The sequence below is a fragment of the Rhodocyclus tenuis genome (assembly GCF_014197755.1).
GTDB classification, from domain to species: Bacteria; Pseudomonadota; Gammaproteobacteria; order Burkholderiales; family Rhodocyclaceae; genus Rhodocyclus; species Rhodocyclus tenuis.
In genome coordinates this window covers 401,658-423,776 of the sequence record NZ_JACIGE010000001.1, presented here as the reverse complement: position 1 = coordinate 423,776, position 22,119 = coordinate 401,658, and the positions used below count along the sequence as shown (strand labels likewise).

Below are 22,119 nucleotides of genomic sequence, written 5' to 3'. Positions count from 1 at the left end.
CGGGCAGGCAGCGGCGGGTCCGGAGAGGGTCAGGAAAGTACAACGCGCGAAAAGCAGACGCGCTGACGGCGGGAACTGCGCGGCGGGCCGCCTACAGACGCGAGAGCAGCTTCAGCGCCTGGCGGATACCGTCGGCCGTCGCCGTGCCGGCAGGCAGTGCCTTCACTGCACCGGCTGCCTCGCGGTCATTGTAACCCAGTGCCAGCAGGGCATTGATGATGTCATGGTGGCTGTCGGCCGGCGCCGCCTTGGCGTTGGGCAGTGCGTCGGCGAGCTTGCCCTTGAGTTCGAGCAGCAGGCGTTCGGCGGTCTTCTTGCCGATTCCCGGCACCTTCACCAGCCGGCCGCTTTCCTGGCGCGCCACGGCGTCGGCCAGATCGTCGACCGACATTCCCGAGAGCACCGACAGCGCCATGCGCGCGCCGATGCCGGAAATCTTCAGCAGCTGGCGGAAGGCAAAGCGCTCGCCCTCGCTGGCAAAACCGTAGAGGAAGTGGCCGTCCTCGCGTACCGCGTGGTGGATCAGCAGCACGGTCTTTTCGCCGCTCGCCGGCAGGTTGTAATAGGTGCTCATCGGCACGTCGACGTCGTAGCCGACGCCAGCGACGTCGATCAGCACCTGCGGTGGGTTCTTGCTCAGCAGTGTTCCGGCGAGTCTTCCGATCATGCGTTTATTCCTGGCTTGATGTTGAGGGCTGCCGCCAAGGGTAACAGGCGCTGCCAGCGCCTGTCCGCTGCTTCTCGCCGCTTCACAGCAGGCGCCCGTTGCGCACGCGCCGGCCCTTGGTGGACAGCGCGCCAAGGCCCTGGCCGCCGTGCGCGTGAGCGATCGCGCAGGCCAGCGCGTCGGCAGCGTCGGGGCTGGGGTCGCCGGGCAGATCGAGCAGGCGGCGTACCATGTGCTGCACCTGTACCTTGTCGGCGTGGCCGTTGCCGACCACCGCCTGCTTCACCTGCAGCGCCGTGTATTCGGCCACGTCGACGCCGGCGGCGACCAGCGCAACGATGCCGGCGCCGCGCGCCTGGCCGAGCAGCAGCGTCGACTGCGAATTGACATTGACGAAGACGATCTCGACGGCAGCCTGCTGCGGCTGGTACTTCGCGGCAAGTTCGCGCAGGCCGGCGTAAAGCGTGCCCAGACGCTGTGGCAGCGATTCCTTGTCCTTGCTGCGAATGCAGCCGCTGGCGACGTAGGCAAGCTGCTGCCCGCACTGGTCGATGACGCCGAAGCCGGTGATGCGCAGCCCCGGATCGACGCCGAGAATGCGCACGACGCCCGGCGCCGCAGGCAGTACCTCGGCAGCGGCGGCACTTGCGCGCTCGTTCGGCTGGTTCGCACTCACTTTCCCGATCCTCTCGCAGGTGCTCACTTGCTGGCGCTGGCGGTGCTGCGCGCCAGATAGACGCCGCTCACCGCCAGTCCGAAACCGGCGAGCGCCAGCGGCGTCAGCCGTTCGTCGAAGAGCAGCCAGGCAATCAGTGCCGTCAGCGGCGGCGTCAGGTAGAACAGGCTGCTCACGTTGACCGCGCTGCCGCTGCGGATGAGCAGGTTGAGCAGGCTGATGGCGCCGACCGAGAGCGCCAGCACCAGCCAGAGCAGGGCGCCGACGAACTCGGGCGCCCAGTCGATGACCATCGTCTCGCTCGCGGCGGCGGCGAGCCCGGTGAGCAGCGCCGCTGCGGCGAACTGGATCACCGATCCGCTGCGCAGATCAAACTGCGGACAGAAACGCTTCTGATAGAGCGTGCCGACGGTGATCGCCAGCAGCGCGACCAATGCCGGCAACAGCGCGGCGCCGAGCGGCACCTCGCCGTTGATCTTGCTCGAGACGACCAGCGCCACGCCGGCGAATCCCGCGGCAAGGCCCAGCCACTGCCGGCGTGTGACGCGCTCGCCGAGCAGCCAGCCGGCGCTGGCGGCGGTGAGCAGCGGCTGCATGCCGACCACCAGCGCGGTAATGCCAGCGGGCAGCCCCTGCGCGATGGCGAGGAAAACGCCGCCGAGGTAGAGGCCATGTACCAGCACGCCGGCAATCGCCAGGTGCACGATCAGTCGCGCGTCGCGCGGCCACGGTGCGCGCGCCGCCAGTGCGAGCAGCGCGAGCAGCACGATCACCAGCAGATAGCGGATGAAAAGGAAGCTCAGCGGCTCGGCGTGCGGCAGCCCGAAGCGCGCGCCGATGAAGCCGGTGCTCCACAGCAGGACGAAGAGGAAAGGGAGCAGGGGCTGCAGCAGTGGCATGAGCGATGGCGGCGAAAGGATGCGCAGTGTTTTCCGGGGGCGGCTGAGGTACTTCGGGGCGAGCGATACGTGCTCACGCGAGGTCGGGGCGGCGGCGAACAGGCGGACTCTACCGCGAAGCTCGCGCGAACGGCCAGCGCGCCGCCCGCCGCTGACGCAATGCGGCGCGTGCAGGCAGAATGTCGCCAGCTGGCGCCGCTGGCGTTTGCGCCGCCGCCGGCTACAATCGGTCTGCGCAAACGTCCTGCGCTGCGGCACCTCACTTCCCTCCTTCCAATCCCTCCGGTTTGCCAGGAAGACAGCGCATGATGCTTTGCCACGCCAGCCCCGGACCTCGTGCCATTCCCCTGATGCTGGAAGTGCCAGTTTGAGCGCGCGCCAGGCTGTTACTGGGCGCGCTGTTGCGGACCGGCCGCATCCGCCGGCGGTGCTCGCCTGGAGCGTGTGGGGGCTGGCGGCGCTGCTCTACCTGATCGGCTTCTACCAGCGCGTCGCGCCGGCGGTGATCACCGACCGCTTGATGGAGGACTTCGCGCTCGGCGCCGCCGCGCTCGGCAATCTGTCGGCGTTCTACTTCTATTCCTACGTCGCCATGCAGATTCCCACCGGTGTCATCGCCGACCGCTGGGGGCCGCGTCGCCTGCTCATCGCCGGCGCAACGGTGGCGGCCGGCGGCACGGCGCTGTTCGCGCTGGCCGACAGCCTTGAACTGGCGAGTTTCGGCCGCCTGCTGGTCGGCGCTGCGGTGGCGGTGGCCTTCGTTTCGATGCTCAAGCTCGCCACGCGCTGGTTCCCGCCGCGCCAGTTCGCGCTGGCGTCGGGACTGGCGCTGCTCTGCGGCGTCGTCGGCGGCGTCATTGCCGGCGTGCCCTTGCGCATCGCCGTCGAAGCCATCGGCTGGCGCTCGGTGATGCTGGTCTCGGCGGCGGCGACGGCGCTGCTCGCGGCGCTGATCTGGTGGCGCGTGCGCGACGATCCAGCCGACGCCGGCTGGCGCAGCTACGCGCCGCCGGTGCCGGCGGGCGGGCACGCGCCGATCCTGCGCGGCGTGCTGCAGGTGCTGGCGCTGCGCAACACCTGGATCCTGCTGCTGACGCCGATTGGCGTTGCCGGCGGCGTACTCGCCTTCGCCGGCCTGTGGGGCGTTCCCTACCTGCGGCAGGTGCACGGGCTCGATACCAGGAGCGCGGCGGCGATCACCTCGGCGCTGCTGATCGCCTGGGCGCTCGGCGGGCCGCTGCTCGGCGCGGCGTCGGAACGCATCGGCCGGCGCAAGCCGCTCTATGTGGCGACGACGGCGGCGGCGCTGGCCGGCTGGGCGCTCATCGTCTTCGTGCCGCTGTCGCTGCCGCTGCTGGTCGTCGCGCTGGTGCTGACCGGCTTCGTCTCCGGAAACCTGATCATCGGTTTCGCCTTCGCCAAGGAGTCGGCGCCGGCGCATCTGGTCGGCGCCGCGTCGGGTGTCTGCAACATGGGGCCGCTGCTCGGCGGCATGTTGCTGCAGCCGGGCGTCGGCTGGATCCTCGACCGCCACTGGCAGGGCGAAAGTGTGGCCGGTGCGCGCATCTACGACGCCGCTGCCTATCAGGCCGGCTTTGGCCTGCTTGTTGCCGCCGTCGCCGTCTCGCTGATGCTCATCGTCTTTGCCCGCGAAACGCATTGCCGGCAGGCGGCCTGAGCGGAAGCAGAGGCGGGAGGCGGCGAGTGCCTACTCCAGCCGCCGCTGCGCCCACGCTGCACAGCCGCCGAGTAGCATGAAGCCGGCCATGCCGGCGGCCAGCGTCAGCGTCGACCCCCACAGCAGCGGTGCCAGCACGCCGGCGGCCACGGCATTGAAGCCCGACTGCAGGAAAGTCTGGCAGGAGGCGGCGAGCCCGCGCTTTTCCGGATACGGGTCGAGCGCGAGCAGTGTCAGGCTGGGCATCGCCAGCGCCATGCCGAGCGTGTACAGGAAGATCGGCGCGACGCTCCACGGCAGCGCCGGTGGCAGCGCCAGGCAGAGGCCGATATTGATCGTCGCGGCCGCAGCCATCAGCAGGTAGCTGCGCTGCAGCGTGCCGGTGGTCGACACGCACCCGGCCAGCCGCCCGGATAGCCAGGAGCCGACGACCAGCCCGCCCATCGCCGGGCCGAACAGCCAGAAAAAGGCCGTCTCCGGCAACTGCAGGTGACGCATCAGGAACACCGGCGCCGACAGTACGTAGACGAAAAAGCCGAGGAAGTTGAACGACAAGGCCGCCGTCGCCGCGAGAAAACGCGGCGAGCTGAGCACGCTGCGATAGCTTTGCCACAGGTAGGCCGGGCGCAACGACTGCCGCCGTTCCGGTGGCAGCGTTTCCGGCAGCAGGCGCCAGCAGACCAGCCACAGCAGCACGGTCAGCAGCACGAGAAAGATGAACACCGCGCGCCAGCCGAACCAGGCCTGCAGCCAGCCGCCGACCACCGGTGCGACTGCCGGCGCCAGCGCGAACATCATCGATATCTGCGCCATCAGCCGCTGCGCCGGCGCTCCGTCGTAGAGATCGCGAACGATCGCCCGGCTGACGACGACGCCGGCGCCGGCGGTCATTCCCTGCAGCGCGCGCAGCAGCCACAGCACCTCGATGCGCGTTGCCAGCGCACAGCCGGCGGTGGCCAGCGCGAACAGCGCCAGTGCGACGAGAATGACGCGCCGCCGGCCGAGCGCGTCGGCGATGGCGCCGTGCCACAGCGTCATCAGCGCGAAAGGCAGCAGGTAGGCGGTGAGCGTCTGCTGCACCTCGATCGGCGTCGCCGAAAGCGAAGCGCCGATATCGTGGAAGGACGGCAGGTAGGTGTCGATCGCGAACGGCCCGAGCGACGACAGCGCGGCGAGCAACAGGGCGATGCCGCGCGGCGGCGGCGTGCTGCGGGTGGCCGGCAAGGGAGCAGGAACCGGCAAATCAGTCGCGCGCGAAGCGCCGGTACTGGATCGCCTCGGCCACGTGCGCGGCGCCGACGCCGACGCTGCCGGCCAGATCGGCGATGCTGCGCGCGACGCGCAGCACGCGGTGGTAGGCGCGCGCCGACAGGCGCAGCCGGTCGATCGCCTGTGTTGCCAGCTTCCTGCCTTCGGCATCGGGCGTGCAGTGGCGGTCGATCTCCTTGCCGGCGAGCAGCGCGTTGCTCTTGCCCTGGCGCGCGAGCTGGCGTTCGTGCGCCACGCGCACGCGGCTGCGCACCAGCGCCGACGACTCGCCGTCGGGCGCGCCCTGCAGGGCGGCGGCGTCGAGCGCCGGCACCTCGATCTGCAGGTCGATACGGTCGAGCAGCGGGCCCGAGAGACGCGAGCGGTAGCGTGCGATCTGGTCCGGCGTACAGCGGCAGCGGCCGCTGCTGTCACCGGCATAGCCGCACATGCACGGATTCATCGCCGCGACGAGCTGGAAGCGCGCCGGAAACTCGGCCTGCCGCGCCGCGCGCGAGATGTGGATGCGGCCGCTCTCCAGCGGTTCGCGCAGCGCTTCAAGCACGCGCCGGTCGAACTCGGGCAGTTCGTCGAGGAACAGCACGCCGTGATGCGCCAGTGAAATCTCGCCGGGGCGGGGCGTTGCGCCGCCTGTAAACAAGCTAATTAATTGCGAACAGGTGGTATAAATGAGCACATTGAATGCGAACAAAGTCTCTTCCCTAGTCTCCGGCCCTGTTCGCCAGATTGGCGTCCAAAGCCGTAGTGTCACTGGAACGATGCCAAACGGCAATCGTTACGAGTCCTCGCTGGAGCGAGACTTCATGCTCTTACTCCAGTTCGATTTCTCCGTAGATATTTACACTCCCCAGCCGGTAGTTCTGAAGTTCCAGGATCAGGGCGGAAATTGGTGTCGGTACACGCCTGACGGACTGATCGAATGGAGAGCAGATCTTCGCCCGAACTGCCAACCGGTGCTGGTCGAAATCAAGTATCGCGAAGCCTTCCGCGGACAATGGCGGAACTGGCGGAAACTCGCCAAGGCAGCGAAGCAATATGCCGAAGAGCGCGGCTGGCTTTTCGAGATATACACCGAGCGCGAGATACGAACTCCTTATCTCGACAACGCCCGCTTTCTTCTGCCCTACCGCAATCGCTCCTTTGATCACGGTGCAGAAGATACAGTGATGTCCGCTATCGACGAACTTGTCGAGACCACGCCACGCGGTCTCGCTGAGTTCATTTCTACAGACCGTTGGCGCCAAGCCGAGGTTCTCCCAACGATCTGGAAATTGCTCGCTGAACGTCGGATTGGTTTTGACCTTGTGCAACCACTCACGATGCAATCACCTATTTGGTTTCTTGGGGGCTACGCATGAGCCAACTCATTCCTGGTTGTCCAGTCTCTTGGCACGATCGCGACTGGATCCTCCTCGATATTCCGTCGATCGACCGCGTCCTCATCAAAGATCCGGTAAGTGGCCACATGGAGCTTGCTCCCGCCGCTGAGCTACAGACGACGCTCACAACGGAAAAGGGCAAGCAAGGGCTCATGACTATTCCGGACGAGGACTGGAACGCGGCTTGGAATCGCTTTGAGGCCATTAGACCCCTCGTTGAGCGTAAAAGCCGAACTCGCACCCGCCAAGAGGTCGACGAGGTCGCGGCTAGGCTTGGGAAGGATCGCGCCACCGTATATCGCTGGATTGCCAAGTGGCAAGAAAGCAAGACGGTTTCTGTGCTGGTGCGCCGCGCGCGGAGTGATAGCGGCAAGACGCGATTAGCCACCGAAGTGGAGGCCGTTATTCAGTCCGAGATTGAAGCATTTTTCCTGACTCGGGAGCGCCCCTCCGTTGTTGCACTGTGGGAGCGTATCGCGCTTTCGTGCCGAGAGAAGCAGCTTAGCGCCCCGAGTATCTCGACGATCCGTCGCAGAATCAATGGGCTTCAGGATCGATTGATCGTCGCGAAGCGGCACAGCTTCAAAGAGGCTAGAGAAAAGTACCAGCCGTTGCGAGGCTCGTTCCCTGGAGCAGATGTGCCGCTAGCCGTCTACCAGATTGATCACTCTCCGATCGACATGTGCTTCGTGGATGAGCAGTACCGGCGGGAGATCGGTAGGGGCTATCTAACGATCGTCACGGATAGCTGCACGCGCATGCTTGCAGGCTTCTGCGCATCTCTCGATCCGCCTGGCGCGCTCTCGACCGGATTGGCATTGGCACATGCAATCTTGCCAAAGGTGCAATGGCTGACCGAGCGATCCATCGATGCGGCGTGGCCTATCTATGGCATCCCCTCCAAAATCTATGCCGATAACGCATCAGAGTTTCGAGGGACCATGCTTGAAAGGGCATGTCGTGAGTACAACATCGTGATGGAGAACCGTCCGAAAGGACTGCCGAACTATGGCGGGCACGTTGAGCGCTTGTTTCGCACATTTATGCATCGTGTTCAGGCGTTACCCGGCACCACGTTTTCCAACGTGCAAGAGCGCGGCGAATATGACTCCCAAGGTCGTGCAGTGATGACCCTGAGCGAGTTTGAACACTGGTTCTCGATCTTCTCGCTGAAGGTATATCACCAGAGACCACATCGCGGAATTGGCCGCATTCCGCCCATCAAGTACTACGAGCAGTTCCTTCTCGGGACCAGCACGACTATTGGAATCGGGCTCCCTGAGCCTGTCCGCGATGAGCGAAAGCTTCGACTGGATTTCATGCCGTATGTCGAGAGAACGATCCAGGAGTACGGCGTCGTCATCGATAACATCCACTACTACGCAGACGTACTGCGGCCGTGGATCCACGCCCGCGACCCCAAGAACGCGAAGCTCAAGCGGAAGTTTGTCTTCGTGCGTGATCCTCGCGATATCAGCGAGGTGTACTTCTTTGATCCGGATACGAAGACCTACTTTGCAGTGCCCTATCGCAACATTACGCGTCCGAAGATCAGCGTGTGGGAACTGAATGCAGCCCTGAAGCGCATCGCTGCGCAGCCAGAGCTTCAGCCCGATGAAGACACCATCTTTCAGGGGCTGGCAGAAATGGCCCGCATTGAGCGCGCGGCTGGAGAGAAGTCCCGAAGCGCTCGACGCACTTCTCAACGCCGCGTGGGCTGGCGACAGAATGCAATGCCAGCCGCGTCGACAAACTCTCCAGTTGAAACGCCGGCGCCGAGAGGGGACGGCGAAGTTCAACCCTTCGAGGACATCGAGGAGGCGCAATGAGCTATCCGCACCTCTCAGATACTGCCATCTCCAAGCTCGAGCTGTCCGACCAGGAGAGGATTCAACACATCAAAAAGCCCAGATGGATCGGTTATACCCGCGCGCGTGAGATTCTTGGAAAGCTGGAAGAACTGCTCACTCATCCCGTCCAGCCTCGCATGCCGAACATGCTGATTGTCGGCGAAACAAACAACGGCAAGACCATGTTGGTGGAAAAGTTTCGGGAGAAGCATCCTGCAAGCGAAAATCCCACCGGTGAGGCAGTGAAGATCCCTGTTCTTTACATCCAGGCGCCACCTGGGCCAGATGAGAGGGGAATTTACAACGCTATCCTCACCCGCCTTTTTGAAGGCAACCCGCGGAGCGAATCGACCGATGCGAAGCGTGATCGTGTCGTGGCAGTTCTGAGGCGCGTGAGCCTCGGCTTGGTGATGATCGACGAGCTTCACCACTTGATGGCCGGCGCATATGTGAAACAACGCAACTGCCTCAACGTGCTGAAGTACCTCGGCAACGAGCTGCGGGTTCCAATCGTTGGTATCGGTACTGCGGAAGCTGTGCGCGCAATTCAGACTGATCCACAGCTGGCAAATCGATTTACCCCAGAGGTTCTGAATAAGTGGACGCGCAATGCGGAGTTCGCGCGACTGATGTCGAGCTTTGAGCGAGTTCTACCATTGCGCGAGCCTTCGCAGTTGTCGAAGTCGCCCTTGGCGGATCGCATCCTCGATATGTCTTCCGGAACGATTGGGGAAATGTCCACTTTGCTTAACATGGCGGCTATTCACGCGATCAAGGCCGGCGAGGAACGAATCACGGTGTCGATGCTAGAGCGTTGCGGATACGTGCCGCCAACTCAGCGCAAGCAAGTTGCCGCAACTCTGTAGGTGAATCGTGGCACACACGATTTGGCCTATCCATCCTCACCCCTTGCCGGACGAACTTTTGTCGTCTTGGATGATCCGCCTTGCAAGAGGAAACGGATACAAAGTTCACAGCTTCTACGCCTCTTGCTTTGGTAGAGCACGCCAGATATGGAATCGGGATGTCGATCACCATGCGCCAGATTGGCTACTAGAAGGACTTTCGCAGCGCGCTGGAGTAAGTCTGGAGCAGCTCAACCGGATGACACTAAGGGCTTACGAGTCAACCGTGTTTGATGAGTTTCAGGAGCATGGCTTAACCAGGTTTGTCTTGCCGGTGGGCATCTATCATCGGATCCACCGGGCCTTCGGGCAGCAATTTTGCCCGGCGTGTCTAGACGAAGACAAAGAACCCTACTTGCGCCGAAGCTGGCGCTTGGCGTTGCTTGTGGCATGTACTAAGCACCGCTTGCTTCTGCAGGATCGTTGCGGGAAGTGCGGCAAACCGCTCGCACCGCACCGGGCCGACATGACGACCCGCCACAGCTTTCCGGCAAGAGGAGACATGCGTACATGCGGCTTTTGCAGAAAACCCATTTCGGGCTCGCCTGTACGTGCCGATAGTCGTGACGTCGCCATGCAGCGATCGATAGAGCGGGTCATCGAGACGGGATACACGTGCATCGGAGAAAACTCAAGCCTCTACTCGCATCTGTACTTCGATGGGTTGCGTACTCTCATGCATGGGGTTCGTCGCTTCAAGATCGTGACGCCTTCAAACCGCAACTTCGAGCGCTGTGATATCGAAAGTCGGCTACTTCTGATGCGTCACGCGGTCAGGTTGCTGCGGAACTGGCCAGAGGACCTCCTGATGTTTTGCAAGCACGTTCGCCGACCGTACACAATGTTTTGTCATGATGAATGTCCGCCCTACTGGCTGAACAGCGTGATGCGGGCAAACTTCTGGCAGGTGGGGCTCACGGCTAACGCTCCAGATCACTGTGGGACGTTGCGTCCTCAGAGGCCAAATCTACGCAGAGCCTGAGTTCTCGGGAGCATAGCGGCTCGCCAAAAGAATCGTTCCACCACGAATAGCCCTGCAAATCGTACCGCATCAGGTATGATACCTAAAACGGTATGATATTCTATTCGATATGATAGAAAAGGCTGATACAACTCACCAACGGCTGGCGATGCTCAAGCTCCTCCTCATCTGGGAGGGACGCTTAAATCGTGGCCGACTAATGGATCTCTTCGACCTCAGCTCCAACTGGGCTAGCGTCTGGATTCGGGAATTCCGTGAGCAGTATCCGGACTGGCTCATGTGGGATGCGAAGACTCGGAGCTTCCATACAACGCCGGCCGCCTATAAGGCTTGGCGGACCTCCGATCCGCGCAGGTTGGCGGATGCAACATCCCTGACTCAGTACCTGACCCTAGTTGGATTGCCATACGCGGCCACCAGCGTCGCGCCCGGCAATGGAGGAATATTAGCGGCATTCCCGGATCTCTCGACGCCTTCACCACAGCACTTCGCCATCGTCTCTGAGGCGATTCGTCGAGGCCGTGCGGTTCAGCTTAGCTACCGCTCCATGCGGAACCCTGAGCCACATCAGCGAATCATCTCGCCCCACAATCTGATTCGAGCAGGCCGTCGTTGGCATGTGCGGGCCTATTGCCACACTCGACAGGACTTCCGAGACTACGCGCTCGGTCGGATAGTTGAGGTCAAGCTGTTAGCAACGCCAGCGACCAAGGTTGAACAAGACGACAAGGCGTGGCTAGCTGACGTTCGTGTGCGGCTCGTCGCCCATCCGGATTTGACGCCCGAGCAGGAGTCACTTATCCGTTTCGAGTATTTCAGCAATACTGCCGCCCGAGTAGAAACCTGTCGCGGAGCGCTAGTGAGCTACTTCATTCAGGACGTGCGCGCGGCAACCGACGTCAAGAAGCAGTGCCCACCTGACTACCAGTTGGCCGTAGCTAACCTTGAGGAGGTGAAGCCTTGGTTATTCCCCAGCTGACACAAGTATCTCGACGCGCTAATGCAACGGCCGCCACGCTGTTGTTCGAGCGGCTGCCGGACCGGCTCTTCGCACCACTCTCTTCCGCCAACCGACACCGGTACTGGGCCTTGCTTTGCCGCCTCCATGAGAGGCGCTTCGGTCCTGACGCTCCGTTGCCACCTAGCCACGGATTCTTGGTGCGCGAGATCTCGCAGGACATCGAAGATGAGTTGCTTACCCAAGACGTCTGGGAAGCCGAGGATGGGCATTCGCCGGAGACGCCGATCAGCATCCGCGCCGCGCAGGTATTCCATCGCTTTGAAGAGTCAGGCTGGTTCCGCTTGGAGAAGCATGGCGTCGAAAAGCGCGTCACCATGCGGCCGACGGTCAACCAGTTCCTGACGATTCTGGTCTCGTTTGCTGAGACCGGACCGGTCTTCCTCTCGGGGAAAATCCGCTCCATCGACCTCAACATCCAGCAGGTCATCGAAGGAAAGGCCGATGGTGACACGCTGAGCGAGACCGCCGAGCAGGCCCGCCATCTCCTAGAGCACGTCCGCAATACGGGGACTAACATCCGGGACATCATGGAGGCTTTGGCGCGCGCTACCACCACAGCCGAGTACGTCCGCCGTTTCTTTAGCGACTACATCGAGCAGGTATTCATCGGCGACTACCGCGAGCTGCGCACTAAGGAGCACCCACTGTCCCGTCGCCAGCAAATCATACGCGCCGTGGAGGAGCTTTCCTCGTCGGAGGCCCATCGGGCGCGTTTGATTGCTTGGTACGAGACGAAGCGCTGCTCCGGCGATCGTCAGAAGGCCGGAATCCTTTTTGATAAGGACATTCACCGTCTCCTAGAGCTGAATCGGATCGACGAATACCTTGACCGACTCGACGATGAAATTCGTCGCGCCAACCGGCGCGCGCTGGCCTACCTGGACTACCGGCTACGCTCGCTGCGACCGATTGATAATTTAGTCAAGCAAGCTATCGTGGAAGCTCTCGCTGGAAATCTCCCGGCAATCAGCGATCCATTTCCGCCAGGCGAAATGATCAGCGGCGACCGTCTTGCCGAGCCGAGAAAGAGCGTCGACCGGGCACCGCCCTCGAGCTTGCGCCGCGAACGTCCCTCCGATGCGCAGGTTGCGCGCGCCCATGTCATGCTTCGGGCACGGGAAGCCCGCAGCGTTACGCCGCTCACGCTCGCAGAGTTCGTGGTCGGCCGCCTCGCCGGCGCCGATAAGGTGTCTAGCGGCAGACTCGCACTTAACTCAATTGGCGACGTCCGTGCCTATCAGGCATTGGCTGGACTCGGTTTAGCCATGAGCTCCGACAGCCGGAGATTGCAGCTATCAGCCTCAGTAATGGCAAAGGGTTTCCGCGTGACGTTGGAGGACGACAGCGAACCCGAACAGGCGCTAATCGCGGGTCGCTCCTTCACCGTTGAACGGCGAAAAGCGGCGGCGGAGAAATCCAGATGAGCCAATACTGGGAATCACTGGCATCTCGAACAGACTGTCTGCACTCAAGCGAAGAACTCGAAATGGCGGCTTACCGGCTCGCGGTCGAGCAAGTACTGTACTACGCGGACCGCAACAGCCGGACAGCCTACTGGATGGTCGAGCGTTACGAGCGAGACTTCCGACAGGCACTTGCGCCCTTAGGCATCGACGTCCAAGTGAATCGCCAACTGCGCTATGCCTATGCCTTGCCTAAGCACGCGAAGGCCGGCGCCGCTTCCATTGCGCAGACCGTCTTTGCGCTGGTCCTACGCGCGATCTATGACGAGTCGGCCAGTGCCGGGCAATTGACTGACGATGGCGAAGTGGGCTGTGACCTTGTGGAGCTGGCTGAAAAGTTTCGCCTGATGTCGGGTAAAGAGCTACCTGCCAAGGGCAAACTAGATGCCTTGATGGAGACTATGAAGCGCTGGGGCATCGCGCGTAAATCCGAGGATCAAGGCATTGATGAAGGCGACGACCTAGTGGGTCAGCCGTACGCCGTGATCATTCGGCCGGCGATTGCTGACGTTCTGGGTGAGGCTGCACTGGCGCGCCTGGTGCAATTCCGAAACGTCGCCGCTGCAGACGTCAGTGAAGCGGATGTCGTGACGCCGGCTGCGGAAGAAGGAGTGAGCCACGAATGAAGTACCTCGAAAAAATCAGGGTGGTGCAGTTCTTCCTCTTCGAGCAACAGGATGTCCCTCTGGAAGAGATCACCGGCATTTTCGGTCCGAACGGCAGCGGCAAGAGCTCGCTCCTCGATGCGGTACAGATTGCCATGCTGGGCGCCAACAGTCGCCTATGCGCGCTCAACGCGCAGGCTGACGAGCAGGCGACAACACGTTCGCTTCGGGCGTATTGCCTTGGTCAGTATGGTGAGAGTCTGGAGCACCGTGCCCGCGATAACGCGACGACCTACATCACGCTGATCTGGCGAGACACCGAGACCGGTGCTCCGCTATCCATGGGAGTGTGCCTATATGCATCTGCCGACCGCGATAGCCATGACGTATTAGGACGGTACATCCTGCCGAACGTTGAGTTGTCCCTAGGTGATCACCTCGAAGTCGTCAATGGTTCTGAGCGACCACGGGCGTGGGCGATATTTCGTCATCATTTGATTGAGCGGTCCAAAGTGTCAGGTCAGGATCCGCTCTATGCGGATTCCGAGCGGTATATTCGGGCTGCCATGCTGGCCCTGCGTGGTTCAGGCAGCGCGCCTGTGCCGGAGGCTTTCACACGTGCTTTCCGCTTCGCCCTGCGCATGCGCTTCGACAAGACGGTGGACCAGATTGTGCGCAATGACGTGCTTGAGGCTCGACCGACGAACATCAAAAAGTTTAAGGAGGTGACCGAGTCATTCAGGCGCTTGGCGGAAATGGTCGCGCAGGTAGAGGCCAAGATCGCCGATGGAGTGCGGGTTAGTTTCGAATACGACAAGGCTGCGGACGAATCCCGGCGCGCTGTGACTTGGAATGCGCTATCGAAGATGGCTGCGACCCAAGTCGCCAACGAAGATCTACAACGAGCACGCCTCGCTACGGAAAGCGCCGAGGAGGCCGTGCGGGTCTGTGAGGACAAGAAGGCTGCACTGGAATTCGAAGCAACGGAAGCCAAGACGGCAGAAGAGCGGGCGCGCACGCAGCGCGAAGCGCATGCGGCCCATAAGGATTACGGTGCACTGCAAACTTCAATCCAAGCTGCAGAGGCTCGAGTACAGGCCAAGCGTACAGAGGTCGCCAATAGTATCCAGTTGGTGCGGCGAACGCTGGATGAGGCCGCTGGCTCTGGGTTTCTCGAGGCGCAAGCGTCCGGACTCCAAGTTGCGGTGAGTGCGCTCGATTTTTCTAAGCGGCAGGTATCCGAGGGCACATCAACTCGGGACGAGGTCGTAACCGTGTTGCGTCCAGCTCTCAAAACAGCGCAGATTGCGTTCAATGAGTTGTTCAACCAAGGCGGCACACTCAAACGTGCCCTCGAAGAAGCCCGGAAGGCAGAGCGAGAGGCGAAGGAAAACCTGGCGCGCATCCGGAGTGGGCGCGCCCCGCTGTCTTCAGAGGCTCAGCGGCTGCTTACGGAATTGGGAGATCACGGCGTTCACGCAGCCCCTGTATGCGACCTTGTGCGCATCGTCGATCCGGAATGGCAGCCAGTCATTGAGGCCTACCTGAAACGCACGATGGAAGCGTTGCTGGTTTCTTCCGACCAAGAGCGGGATGCTTTCCGCATCTATCGCAACCTCACGGGTTCGCACACCGTCTATGGTGCCAAGATCGCCCTAGAGAGCCGCCAAACCATCGGCAAGCGGTTCGAGCAGGGCTCGGTCGCTGATCTGATCGACGGAGACAATCCGGCAGCCGTCGCTTACCTACAACGCCAGCTCGGTGATCTGCGTTGCGCTGACAGTGACAAGGATGCATTTTCTGGTCAACGTACCCTCACCAAGGACGGGATGCTGGTGTCCGGTGGCGAGATTGAGCGTTTGCGCCCTGTGCCACCAGCGCAGTTCCGGATTGGCGCGGGTAGTACCAGCCAGCGCAGCGCTGTTCAGGGCGAACTAGATCGTGCACAGAGGGCGATTCTTGAGCTGGAAGGCCAAGAACGAACATTGACTAAACTGATAAACGCGCTGCAACGAGTGGCTCATGAAGAGACGCTTTTGAAGTACTTAGGGGACGTGTGGAGCGCCATGGAAGAGGCTCAGCACGAGGTAACCAGCAAGACGGAGCTGCTAAGGGGGGCAGTAGACGAAGACTACGTGCGCTTGGGCGCAGAAGAGGCGGAAGCGCGGCAGCAAGCCGCGGAGGCGGCGGAGCGCCTTCGGGAAGTGGCTGAAGAGATCGGTGGTGCTAAGACCAAACGTACGCAATGCGAGACTTTGGAGGCGGCCGCAAAGCTCGCGGTCGAGGCCACTTACGCAGCGGCTACGGAGGCAAGGCAGCATCCTGCGGTGGATAAAGACTTCGAGGCTCGCCAGTGGGACGTGCTCCTCGACAAATACGACACTGCCTACGCGGCCATGGTGCTGCATGCAGAGGAGCAACAGACAGCTTGCCGTCGGCGCATGGCGACAGCTGTTGCCGCTGGCAGCCGGGAACTGGGTATCTTCCTTCAGAAATACCGAGAGCATGCCCCCCAGGAAATTGCCACTGACTGGCAGACGGCCAGGGAATGGCTTAAGGATCTGCTGAAGCAGCTAAATGAGACCCAGCTTGCGCCATTCAAGGCTGACATGGATGCGGCTTATCGCACCTCGCAGGAGACTTTTCGTAACGATGTGGCGATTGCGCTCAACAACAATCTCGACTGGCTTCACGAGACCATGGAGCGCCTGAACGCTGTGTTGCGCGAGTGCCCGACGTTTTCGAACGGCGAGCGCTACCGCTTTCGGCGGGTAGCTCGGCCGAAATTGGAATCCCTACTCAATTTTGTGAAAAACGTCGCGGCCTACGGCCCGACGGATGACCTGTGGGGCGGCCCTGGCGAGCTACCAGAGGAATTCAGGACGCTGCTTGAGGACAAGATCGCGCCCGGCGCCACCGGCGTGCAAAGCCCTCTGGATGATTACCGTGAGTTCTTCGAGTTCGACATCGAAATTCTGCGCGAGGACCCGCTGACTAAGACGCCGAAGGTCGTCGGCCATCTCAGCAAGCGCTTGGGGCCGGGCTCGGGCGGTGAGCATCGGTCACCACTCTACGTCATTGCTGGTGCAGCGTTAGCGTCTGCCTACCGCCTCGACCGAGGCCACAAAGATGGTCTGCGGCTGATGTTGCTCGACGAAGCCTTCAACAAGATGGACCCGACCAACATCATTGCTACGATGCGCTACTTGGAAGAGCTTGGCCTGCAGGTGCTGATGGCTAGTCCCGGCGAAAACCTTGGCATCTTGACGGCCTTCTTGCACCGCTACTACGACATCTTGCGCGACGTCGACAACAACGCGGTAATGATCGAAGGTAGGGAAGTGAAGCCGGAGACGCGAGCATTGTTCCGCGAAGACCTGCCCGAGTTCAACCCCTGGATAGTCGATCAGGAACTGGCGGCGATGCGCCGCGGCAAGGCGCCTAAGCCGGTCGTGGCTGAGGACATCTGATCCGATGGATGAGCGCGCCTTCAGGTTGCTTGAGAAGCTACTTCGCGACGGTGATAGGGCAGATGCAGGTGTCCGCTCGCGTGCTGCTGCGCTTACCCAGTCGAATCTCACGGACTACCGTAGCGAAAGGTCACTACAGGCCAAGGAGTCGTTCGAGGCTAACATGCAAGCGGCTCAAGCTACGGGCGCTGTCACTCTGATCTGGGATGATCCGCAGGATGGAAACGGCTTCATTAAACGGGTGGATTTGGTTGATCGGCGAGCCTTGGCCGGATTCCTAGGCCATAAGCCGCTGGCCGATGTTCTGGCCGGTGCCTCTGCGCAGTTGGCGCCGTACCTAGCGCGGTTTCCGGTGCTCAATGACGTCCTGCTGCGATGGTCAAAGCTGCGCACCGTTCGGACGTTACCCCCAGCCTCGGTACAGGACTGGTTGGATGCGGTGAAGATCATTGACTCGGCTCGCGCCATGGCTGCAGACGCGATCTCGGTTCCGATACGGGAGGCAAGTTACCGTGTCTTCAAGGACAGTAAGCGCATTGAGAAACTGGCTGGTCCGGTCGACGTTCTGTTGTGTGGCAGCGTAGAAGCGGCGCCTCGTGCGCCCGCAGCGGTATGGGAGGAGTTGGGCTTATTCCGCGAAGAGCATCCCGTGCTACTTGCGGGCAACGTAGTCATCACCCGGGAAAGGGTGTCGGCTTGCCTCGACGCCCCGTACGTGGGGTTGCCGGCAATCACCGTGCGGGGCCTTGAGAGTATTCCCCGCCAAGTGCTCACCATCGAAAACCTGACGACGTTCCACAGCGAGGCGAAGCAGCGGTTCAACGAGGAAGTGCTGCTCATTTATACCGCAGGAATGCCTTCTCCGGCTTGGCGCGCTATGTTCCGACGGCTCCTACTGGGATTACCTAAGACAACGCCAGTCTTCCACTGGGGTGACGTTGACGAGGGCGGTTTCCGGATCGCTGCTGCGTTGGCCCGAGAGGTACAGACGGCCGGTCACGTGTTGCGCCCCTGGAAGATGCACCCGGATGACGTGCCCGTCGAGGTGCGCCGCAAAGCAACCCCCTACGTTCTAGAGCGCATAAAGCGTTTTGCCACCGCAGCCGGATGGCCGGAGCTGGGCGTGGCAGTCGCCGAAGCCGGCTTCACGATAGAGCAGGAAGGCTTAGCCTCCTGATCGCAGCTCCGCGACAATTGCGCGCTCTTCGGGCACATCCGTGGCCTCTACGGATTTCCGCGCCGGTTCGCCCTGCAATCTAAGACGAAGGAGGAAATTGGTGAGAACCTCTCAGCGCAACGTCTGGGTAAGTTTTCGATGGGCTTGCGCTAATGCCAACCTCGTTCCTTGCTCGATGTCGCCGCCGGCCGCAATCCACCCCAGCCGGTTTGCTTTCGCGTCATCAAGCGAGTGGTGCCGGCGCAGATCACGGAACGCCTCTTCCACAGCCTCGACGAAGCGGTCGTAGTCATTGAGGCAATTCACGGTCAGCAGCAGCGGTCTGCCGGCAAGGTTCTCCGGCCACGTCCATTTGCTCGAGAATATCTCCTGAATCCGTGGCCAATCCCATGCCAGCGAATCAGTCGCCAGTTGCACCGGTTGTTCGAAGCTTTTTAGCCAATTGCCCAAACGAAGAGCCAGGTCGGACATCGTCATGAGCGCGTTTCCGCCTTCAAGCTGCGGCAATACCTCTTGTCGGGCAAAGTCGCCCACATCCGCTAGTCGATAGCTGTCCAATAGCTCAGCGTAGAAAGTGTGCCCGCCATCCTCGGAGATTAGGCCGATAGAAATCAGCTTGGGATCGATGCCCAGTTCAGTGAATTCGGTGTCGAAGAAAATGAGCATGCTCAACCCCTTTAAAGACTTGACGAGCGGCCGATTGTGTCTGCCAATGTTATGCGCTGGTAATCTACTCGGACACTAGTAGCGACCCGAAAGAGGATGGGGGCGATCTCATCACCGCTTTCAAGAAAATGCCATAATCGGCGAATTGATTATGCCAAAGGGGAAAATAATGTCCGGCACAAAGGCGGCACTTCACATGCCACTTTACGACCAACTTTCTCGAACACGCTCTGAGGTCCAGTCGCGGACTGTTACTCGTCCGGTCATGCAGCTAACGACCGCATCTGTTGGGGATTTGGTCATGCCAGCGGAACAACGCTTCGTGGCTGCTCAGCGGCTTGTCTTGAGGTGGATAGACGAGAAACATCGTGCAATTCTTGGCGGCGCACTTCCACCTCACGCTCTGCGTGGAGAAAGCTTCGCTATCGACCAACCAGGCCGGGAGTTTGCTGCCGTACGCCTCGATCCTCCGCCAGAGGGCTTCGATCAAGTCTGGGCCGCCAAGGTCGAGCACCCCGACAATACCACCGAAGGACGAAATTTTGCCCGAATCTGGTCAGTGGAGGTCCTACTGGTTCACGCCAGATCGGAGGTCGTGCTAAGTATCCGGACGGCTATTCACTCTGATGGGCGCGATCAGCCACCGTTGTCTGTGCCACGCTTTCTGCGAGAAATCGCAGCTCAGATAGGCCTTAACGATGCGGGTCTTCCGATTGCAGCCACTCCTTATCGTATTGACTCTGACGAACGGCTTGCCCTGTTCTGGAAGCATCTACGCGATCCTGCGCGAAATCTTCCCGTCTTAGTCCTTACCCCGGAATTTGGAACCGGCGAATACGCGCTCAATCCTGATGTGACGGCGAACGCGCTAGTCGGCGTAGCACACGTAGTCACTTTTACGGAGAACAGAACTACGCTTGGATGCGGTTGGCCGGCCGCGAGTGGGTCGCCTTTAAGGGCTCATTACGAACCTACAAGCCGGACTTTGACCCTTCTTCGCAGGAACTTTTTCGACACCCCATGGCGACGCTAGAAACGGTGCGCAGCTTCCGAGACGGTGAGGCGTTTGGCGCAGACGCGTTCAGTCCTTTCATTACCCGGACGCTTTACTCGACGAGCGTAGATACGCCAAAGTCACGGCAATGCTGGACATCCTTCGCCGATATCCAGAACCAGCGGTTCGCCCAAGAAGCGGCACGAGCACGCGCGGCAAATGATGATCGTAGCGTTATTAAGCTGTACGAGGAGGAGGTGGGTAGGCTCCAGCAGCAACTCAATCAAGCTGAAACAGACGCGAATGAGTACAACACGCTCGCCGATGAACGAAAGGGGATTGCAGAAGCCGCAGAGGCTCGTGCTTACTTTCTACGCGTTGAGAATGACCGCCTGCGTGGGCTACTTACGCAGCGCGGCGGGACTGACCCCGATGCGCAAATTCTGATCCCAGATACCTATGACGAGTTGCCCGATTGGTGTGACAAGAACCTCGCTGGCCGTCTAATGCTTGTGCCGCGTGCTGCGCGTTCGGTTCGGGGCGCTCCCTATGACAACCCTTCGTTGGTCTACAAGGCGCTATTGATGCTCGCCGGGGTGTACCGACAAATGCGCCTCGGTTTAATCGGGCGCGAAGCCTACGAAGAGGAATTGCGAAGCCTCGAATTGACAGAGTCGGGCTCAATATCGTCCGTGAGGGCAGGCGAACAGGGAGAAGAATACTACGTTACCTATCCATCTGGATCGACACGTCGGCGCTTCCTAGACATTCACGTTCGTAAGGGTACTTCGTACGATCCGCGCCATGCGCTGCGCGTCTATTTTTTTTGGGATGAGGAAACGTCACAGGTAGTTGTGGGTTGGCTCACATCTCACCTTGATACCCGGAAGACTTAGATCCAGGTCCGTCGAAAAAGGTAAAAAGACGTTTTTGCGTGTCGGAAACCATGATTACATGGAAGAGCGCAGCTACAACCATTGACGTAACCTAGAAATCACAAAATGACCCTTCCTGCCCACACAAAAACTGATGGTGCTGCTGCTGCTCGATATGCAGCAGGCCTCCTTGGGGTCGCCACCTGTGCAGAAACCACAGCTACCACAATGGCTGAGGACGCGGCCAAGGTGGACGTAAAGTTCTCGTTCCGCCACATAGCGGCACCAGGAAAGGTGATTACTGCACATGCACAAGTAAAAGCCGGCCCTTCATATCGCAGGGCATCATCAGACGCACAATTTCTGGCGCTTGGAATCGACAAAGCAACACTTCAAGCATTGTCCGGGACTGGCATGCCTGGATTGGTGATTTGGGTTCCGCCACCCCCTATGGACCGGCTCTATTGGTATGCTACCGACCCACGCAGCGCGCTCAAAACCCCTGCGAAGCTACGAAGAACGCAGTACCTGCGCCCTTCACTTCGCTATGATCTCTCCCGGTTGTACGACTACGCTTCATGGTCGCGACGCTATACGAAGCAAACTGTTGGGAGGTTGTCCAGTACTCAAATAATGCCCAAAGCCAAGGAGGCATTCAAAGCGCTCAAGGCGCAGGCTTGGGACAACCCGCTGGTTGGGAATCTTCAAATCACACGACTGGCTTGGCGTCACATCACAAGGCGCTCAAAGTCTCAAGCTAGGCGCACCCTGTCGCTGAGAATCGTTCCATACCTGAAGGCGTTTCTCGCTAGCCCGCCAGACCGCTACGCTTGCAACTTCGTTGGATTACAAGTGAATGGTCCGACAACGACGGAGACGCGATACTTGATGTGCTGGTATCGGCAGGCCCTCGCAGTCGATGGAGAGAGTCACTCGCTTTTGATTCGCATCCGAGAAGAGATTACCTACCCGACAGAATGGGCAACACGCCCGCTTAGTGCAGCAGATGTCAAACAGATAGCTGTGCTAGCAGCTTGGTGGTGCAAAAAAGACAAGTGACGTACCTGCCTCGGGTTTCCGTACTGACGCATAGATGGAACAACGAGTCGTTCCAGTTCCGCGTCATCTAACCGGGATGGTTGAGACAAGTACGTCAGGATGAATGGTACAGCCGTCGGGGCGGAACCCACAACACGCCTGTGGTTCGCACGGTGATGGTGAAGGTCAATCATTCCTGACCGTCTGGATGTTGATACCTTCGGCGGCAGAACGGCAGGTAATCAGCATATTGCCGCACGATTCTGACCAGGGGGCCAAGGTCAGCTTCGGCCGAGCTGCAGTCATACCACAGTCCGTCTAGTATTCGGCCAAAGCGGTCAATGGAATGATTGCCAGTATAAGTCGGCAATGCGCCCGTTACTCGCCGTTCGACTTGGAATTCCGGCGAACGTAGCGTTCCTTCTGATGCTTACAGCTGAATCGTTCCTGTCACCCATACGAACTGCGGGCATAATTGGACCCAGCTTACATAGGAAGCCAAGGA

General features: G+C 60.7%; 17 protein-coding genes and 1 pseudogene. 12 read left to right on the top strand and 6 right to left on the bottom strand.

The features are described 5' to 3' along the window. Positions 1-91: 91 nt before the first annotated feature. The 3 genes from ruvA to GGD90_RS01930 all read right to left on the bottom strand — a co-directional run bounded on the left by ruvA (position 92) and on the right by GGD90_RS01930 (position 2,242). On the bottom strand, positions 92-667 hold the full coding sequence (gene ruvA, locus GGD90_RS01940) for a Holliday junction branch migration protein RuvA (RefSeq protein WP_153114974.1): 576 nt from the start codon (positions 665-667) through the stop codon (positions 92-94). An 82-nt stretch (positions 668-749) separates the two neighbouring features. Continuing rightward, positions 750-1,292 carry a crossover junction endodeoxyribonuclease RuvC gene (ruvC, locus tag GGD90_RS01935; protein WP_200384914.1) on the bottom strand — a complete coding sequence of 181 codons (543 nt, stop codon included), beginning with the start codon at positions 1,290-1,292 and terminating at the stop codon, positions 750-752. A gap of 74 nt (positions 1,293-1,366) precedes the next feature. Then, entirely contained in the window at positions 1,367-2,242 is an 876-nt protein-coding gene (locus tag GGD90_RS01930; RefSeq protein WP_153114975.1) for a DMT family transporter, read from the bottom strand. A gap of 427 nt (positions 2,243-2,669) precedes the next feature. On the opposite strand from GGD90_RS01930, the gene GGD90_RS01925 reads away from it, so the two are divergent. Next, entirely contained in the window at positions 2,670-3,920 is a 1,251-nt protein-coding gene (locus GGD90_RS01925) for an MFS transporter (protein ID WP_221227619.1), read from the top strand. Positions 3,921-3,950: 30 nt separating this feature from the next. On the opposite strand, the gene GGD90_RS01920 is transcribed toward GGD90_RS01925, so the two are convergent. After that, positions 3,951-5,144, bottom strand: a complete 1,194-nt coding sequence (locus tag GGD90_RS01920; RefSeq protein WP_153114976.1) for a multidrug effflux MFS transporter — start codon at positions 5,142-5,144, stop codon at positions 3,951-3,953. A gap of 19 nt (positions 5,145-5,163) precedes the next feature. Next, positions 5,164-5,832 (bottom strand): annotated as a pseudogene (locus GGD90_RS01915) (ATP-binding protein); the annotation flags it as partial. A 25-nt stretch (positions 5,833-5,857) separates the two neighbouring features. On the opposite strand from GGD90_RS01915, the gene GGD90_RS01910 reads away from it, so the two are divergent. The 9 genes from GGD90_RS01910 to GGD90_RS01870 all read left to right on the top strand — a co-directional run bounded on the left by GGD90_RS01910 (position 5,858) and on the right by GGD90_RS01870 (position 18,041). Continuing rightward, positions 5,858-6,547: a TnsA endonuclease N-terminal domain-containing protein gene (locus GGD90_RS01910; protein WP_153114978.1), complete on the top strand. Its 690-nt coding sequence runs from the start codon at positions 5,858-5,860 to the stop codon at positions 6,545-6,547. Further along, a complete protein-coding gene (locus GGD90_RS01905) occupies positions 6,544-8,397 on the top strand; it encodes a Mu transposase C-terminal domain-containing protein (protein ID WP_153114979.1) in 1,854 nt (617 codons plus the stop codon). The genes GGD90_RS01910 and GGD90_RS01905 overlap by 4 nt, the downstream gene beginning before the upstream one ends. Continuing rightward, a complete protein-coding gene (locus GGD90_RS01900) occupies positions 8,394-9,284 on the top strand; it encodes a TniB family NTP-binding protein (RefSeq protein WP_153114980.1) in 891 nt (296 codons plus the stop codon). The genes GGD90_RS01905 and GGD90_RS01900 overlap by 4 nt, the downstream gene beginning before the upstream one ends. Before the next feature lie 7 nt (positions 9,285-9,291). Next, positions 9,292-10,305, top strand: coding sequence for a TniQ family protein (locus GGD90_RS18375; RefSeq protein ID WP_153114981.1), 1,014 nt, complete (start codon positions 9,292-9,294; stop codon positions 10,303-10,305). A 148-nt stretch (positions 10,306-10,453) separates the two neighbouring features. Next, entirely contained in the window at positions 10,454-11,284 is an 831-nt protein-coding gene (locus tag GGD90_RS01890; RefSeq protein ID WP_184414893.1) for a WYL domain-containing protein, read from the top strand. Between the two features lie 179 nt (positions 11,285-11,463). Next, positions 11,464-12,750, top strand: a complete 1,287-nt coding sequence (locus tag GGD90_RS01885) for a Wadjet anti-phage system protein JetA family protein (protein WP_153114983.1) — start codon at positions 11,464-11,466, stop codon at positions 12,748-12,750. Next, positions 12,747-13,415 (top strand): DUF4194 domain-containing protein, encoded by a 669-nt coding sequence (locus GGD90_RS01880; protein WP_153114984.1) that lies wholly within the window; start codon positions 12,747-12,749, stop codon positions 13,413-13,415. Before GGD90_RS01885 ends, GGD90_RS01880 begins: the two co-directional genes overlap by 4 nt. Further along, positions 13,412-16,864 (top strand): SbcC/MukB-like Walker B domain-containing protein, encoded by a 3,453-nt coding sequence (locus GGD90_RS01875; protein WP_153114985.1) that lies wholly within the window; start codon positions 13,412-13,414, stop codon positions 16,862-16,864. The genes GGD90_RS01880 and GGD90_RS01875 overlap by 4 nt, the downstream gene beginning before the upstream one ends. A 4-nt stretch (positions 16,865-16,868) precedes the next feature. Further along, the gene (locus tag GGD90_RS01870; RefSeq protein WP_153114986.1) at positions 16,869-18,041 is read left to right on the top strand and encodes a Wadjet anti-phage system protein JetD domain-containing protein; all 1,173 of its coding nucleotides are present in this window, start codon (positions 16,869-16,871) and stop codon (positions 18,039-18,041) included. A 111-nt stretch (positions 18,042-18,152) separates the two neighbouring features. Here GGD90_RS01870 and GGD90_RS01865 read toward each other — a convergent pair whose 3' ends face one another. Further along, the gene (locus tag GGD90_RS01865) at positions 18,153-18,707 is read right to left on the bottom strand and encodes a 3'-5' exonuclease family protein (RefSeq protein WP_153114987.1); all 555 of its coding nucleotides are present in this window, start codon (positions 18,705-18,707) and stop codon (positions 18,153-18,155) included. 1,020 nt (positions 18,708-19,727) lie between these two features. On the opposite strand from GGD90_RS01865, the gene GGD90_RS01860 reads away from it, so the two are divergent. Further along, positions 19,728-20,597 (top strand): hypothetical protein, encoded by an 870-nt coding sequence (locus GGD90_RS01860; RefSeq protein ID WP_153114988.1) that lies wholly within the window; start codon positions 19,728-19,730, stop codon positions 20,595-20,597. 105 nt (positions 20,598-20,702) lie between these two features. Continuing rightward, complete coding sequence (locus tag GGD90_RS01855; RefSeq protein ID WP_153114989.1) at positions 20,703-21,635, top strand: hypothetical protein; 933 nt, start codon at positions 20,703-20,705, stop codon at positions 21,633-21,635. Positions 21,636-22,119 lie beyond the last annotated feature (484 nt).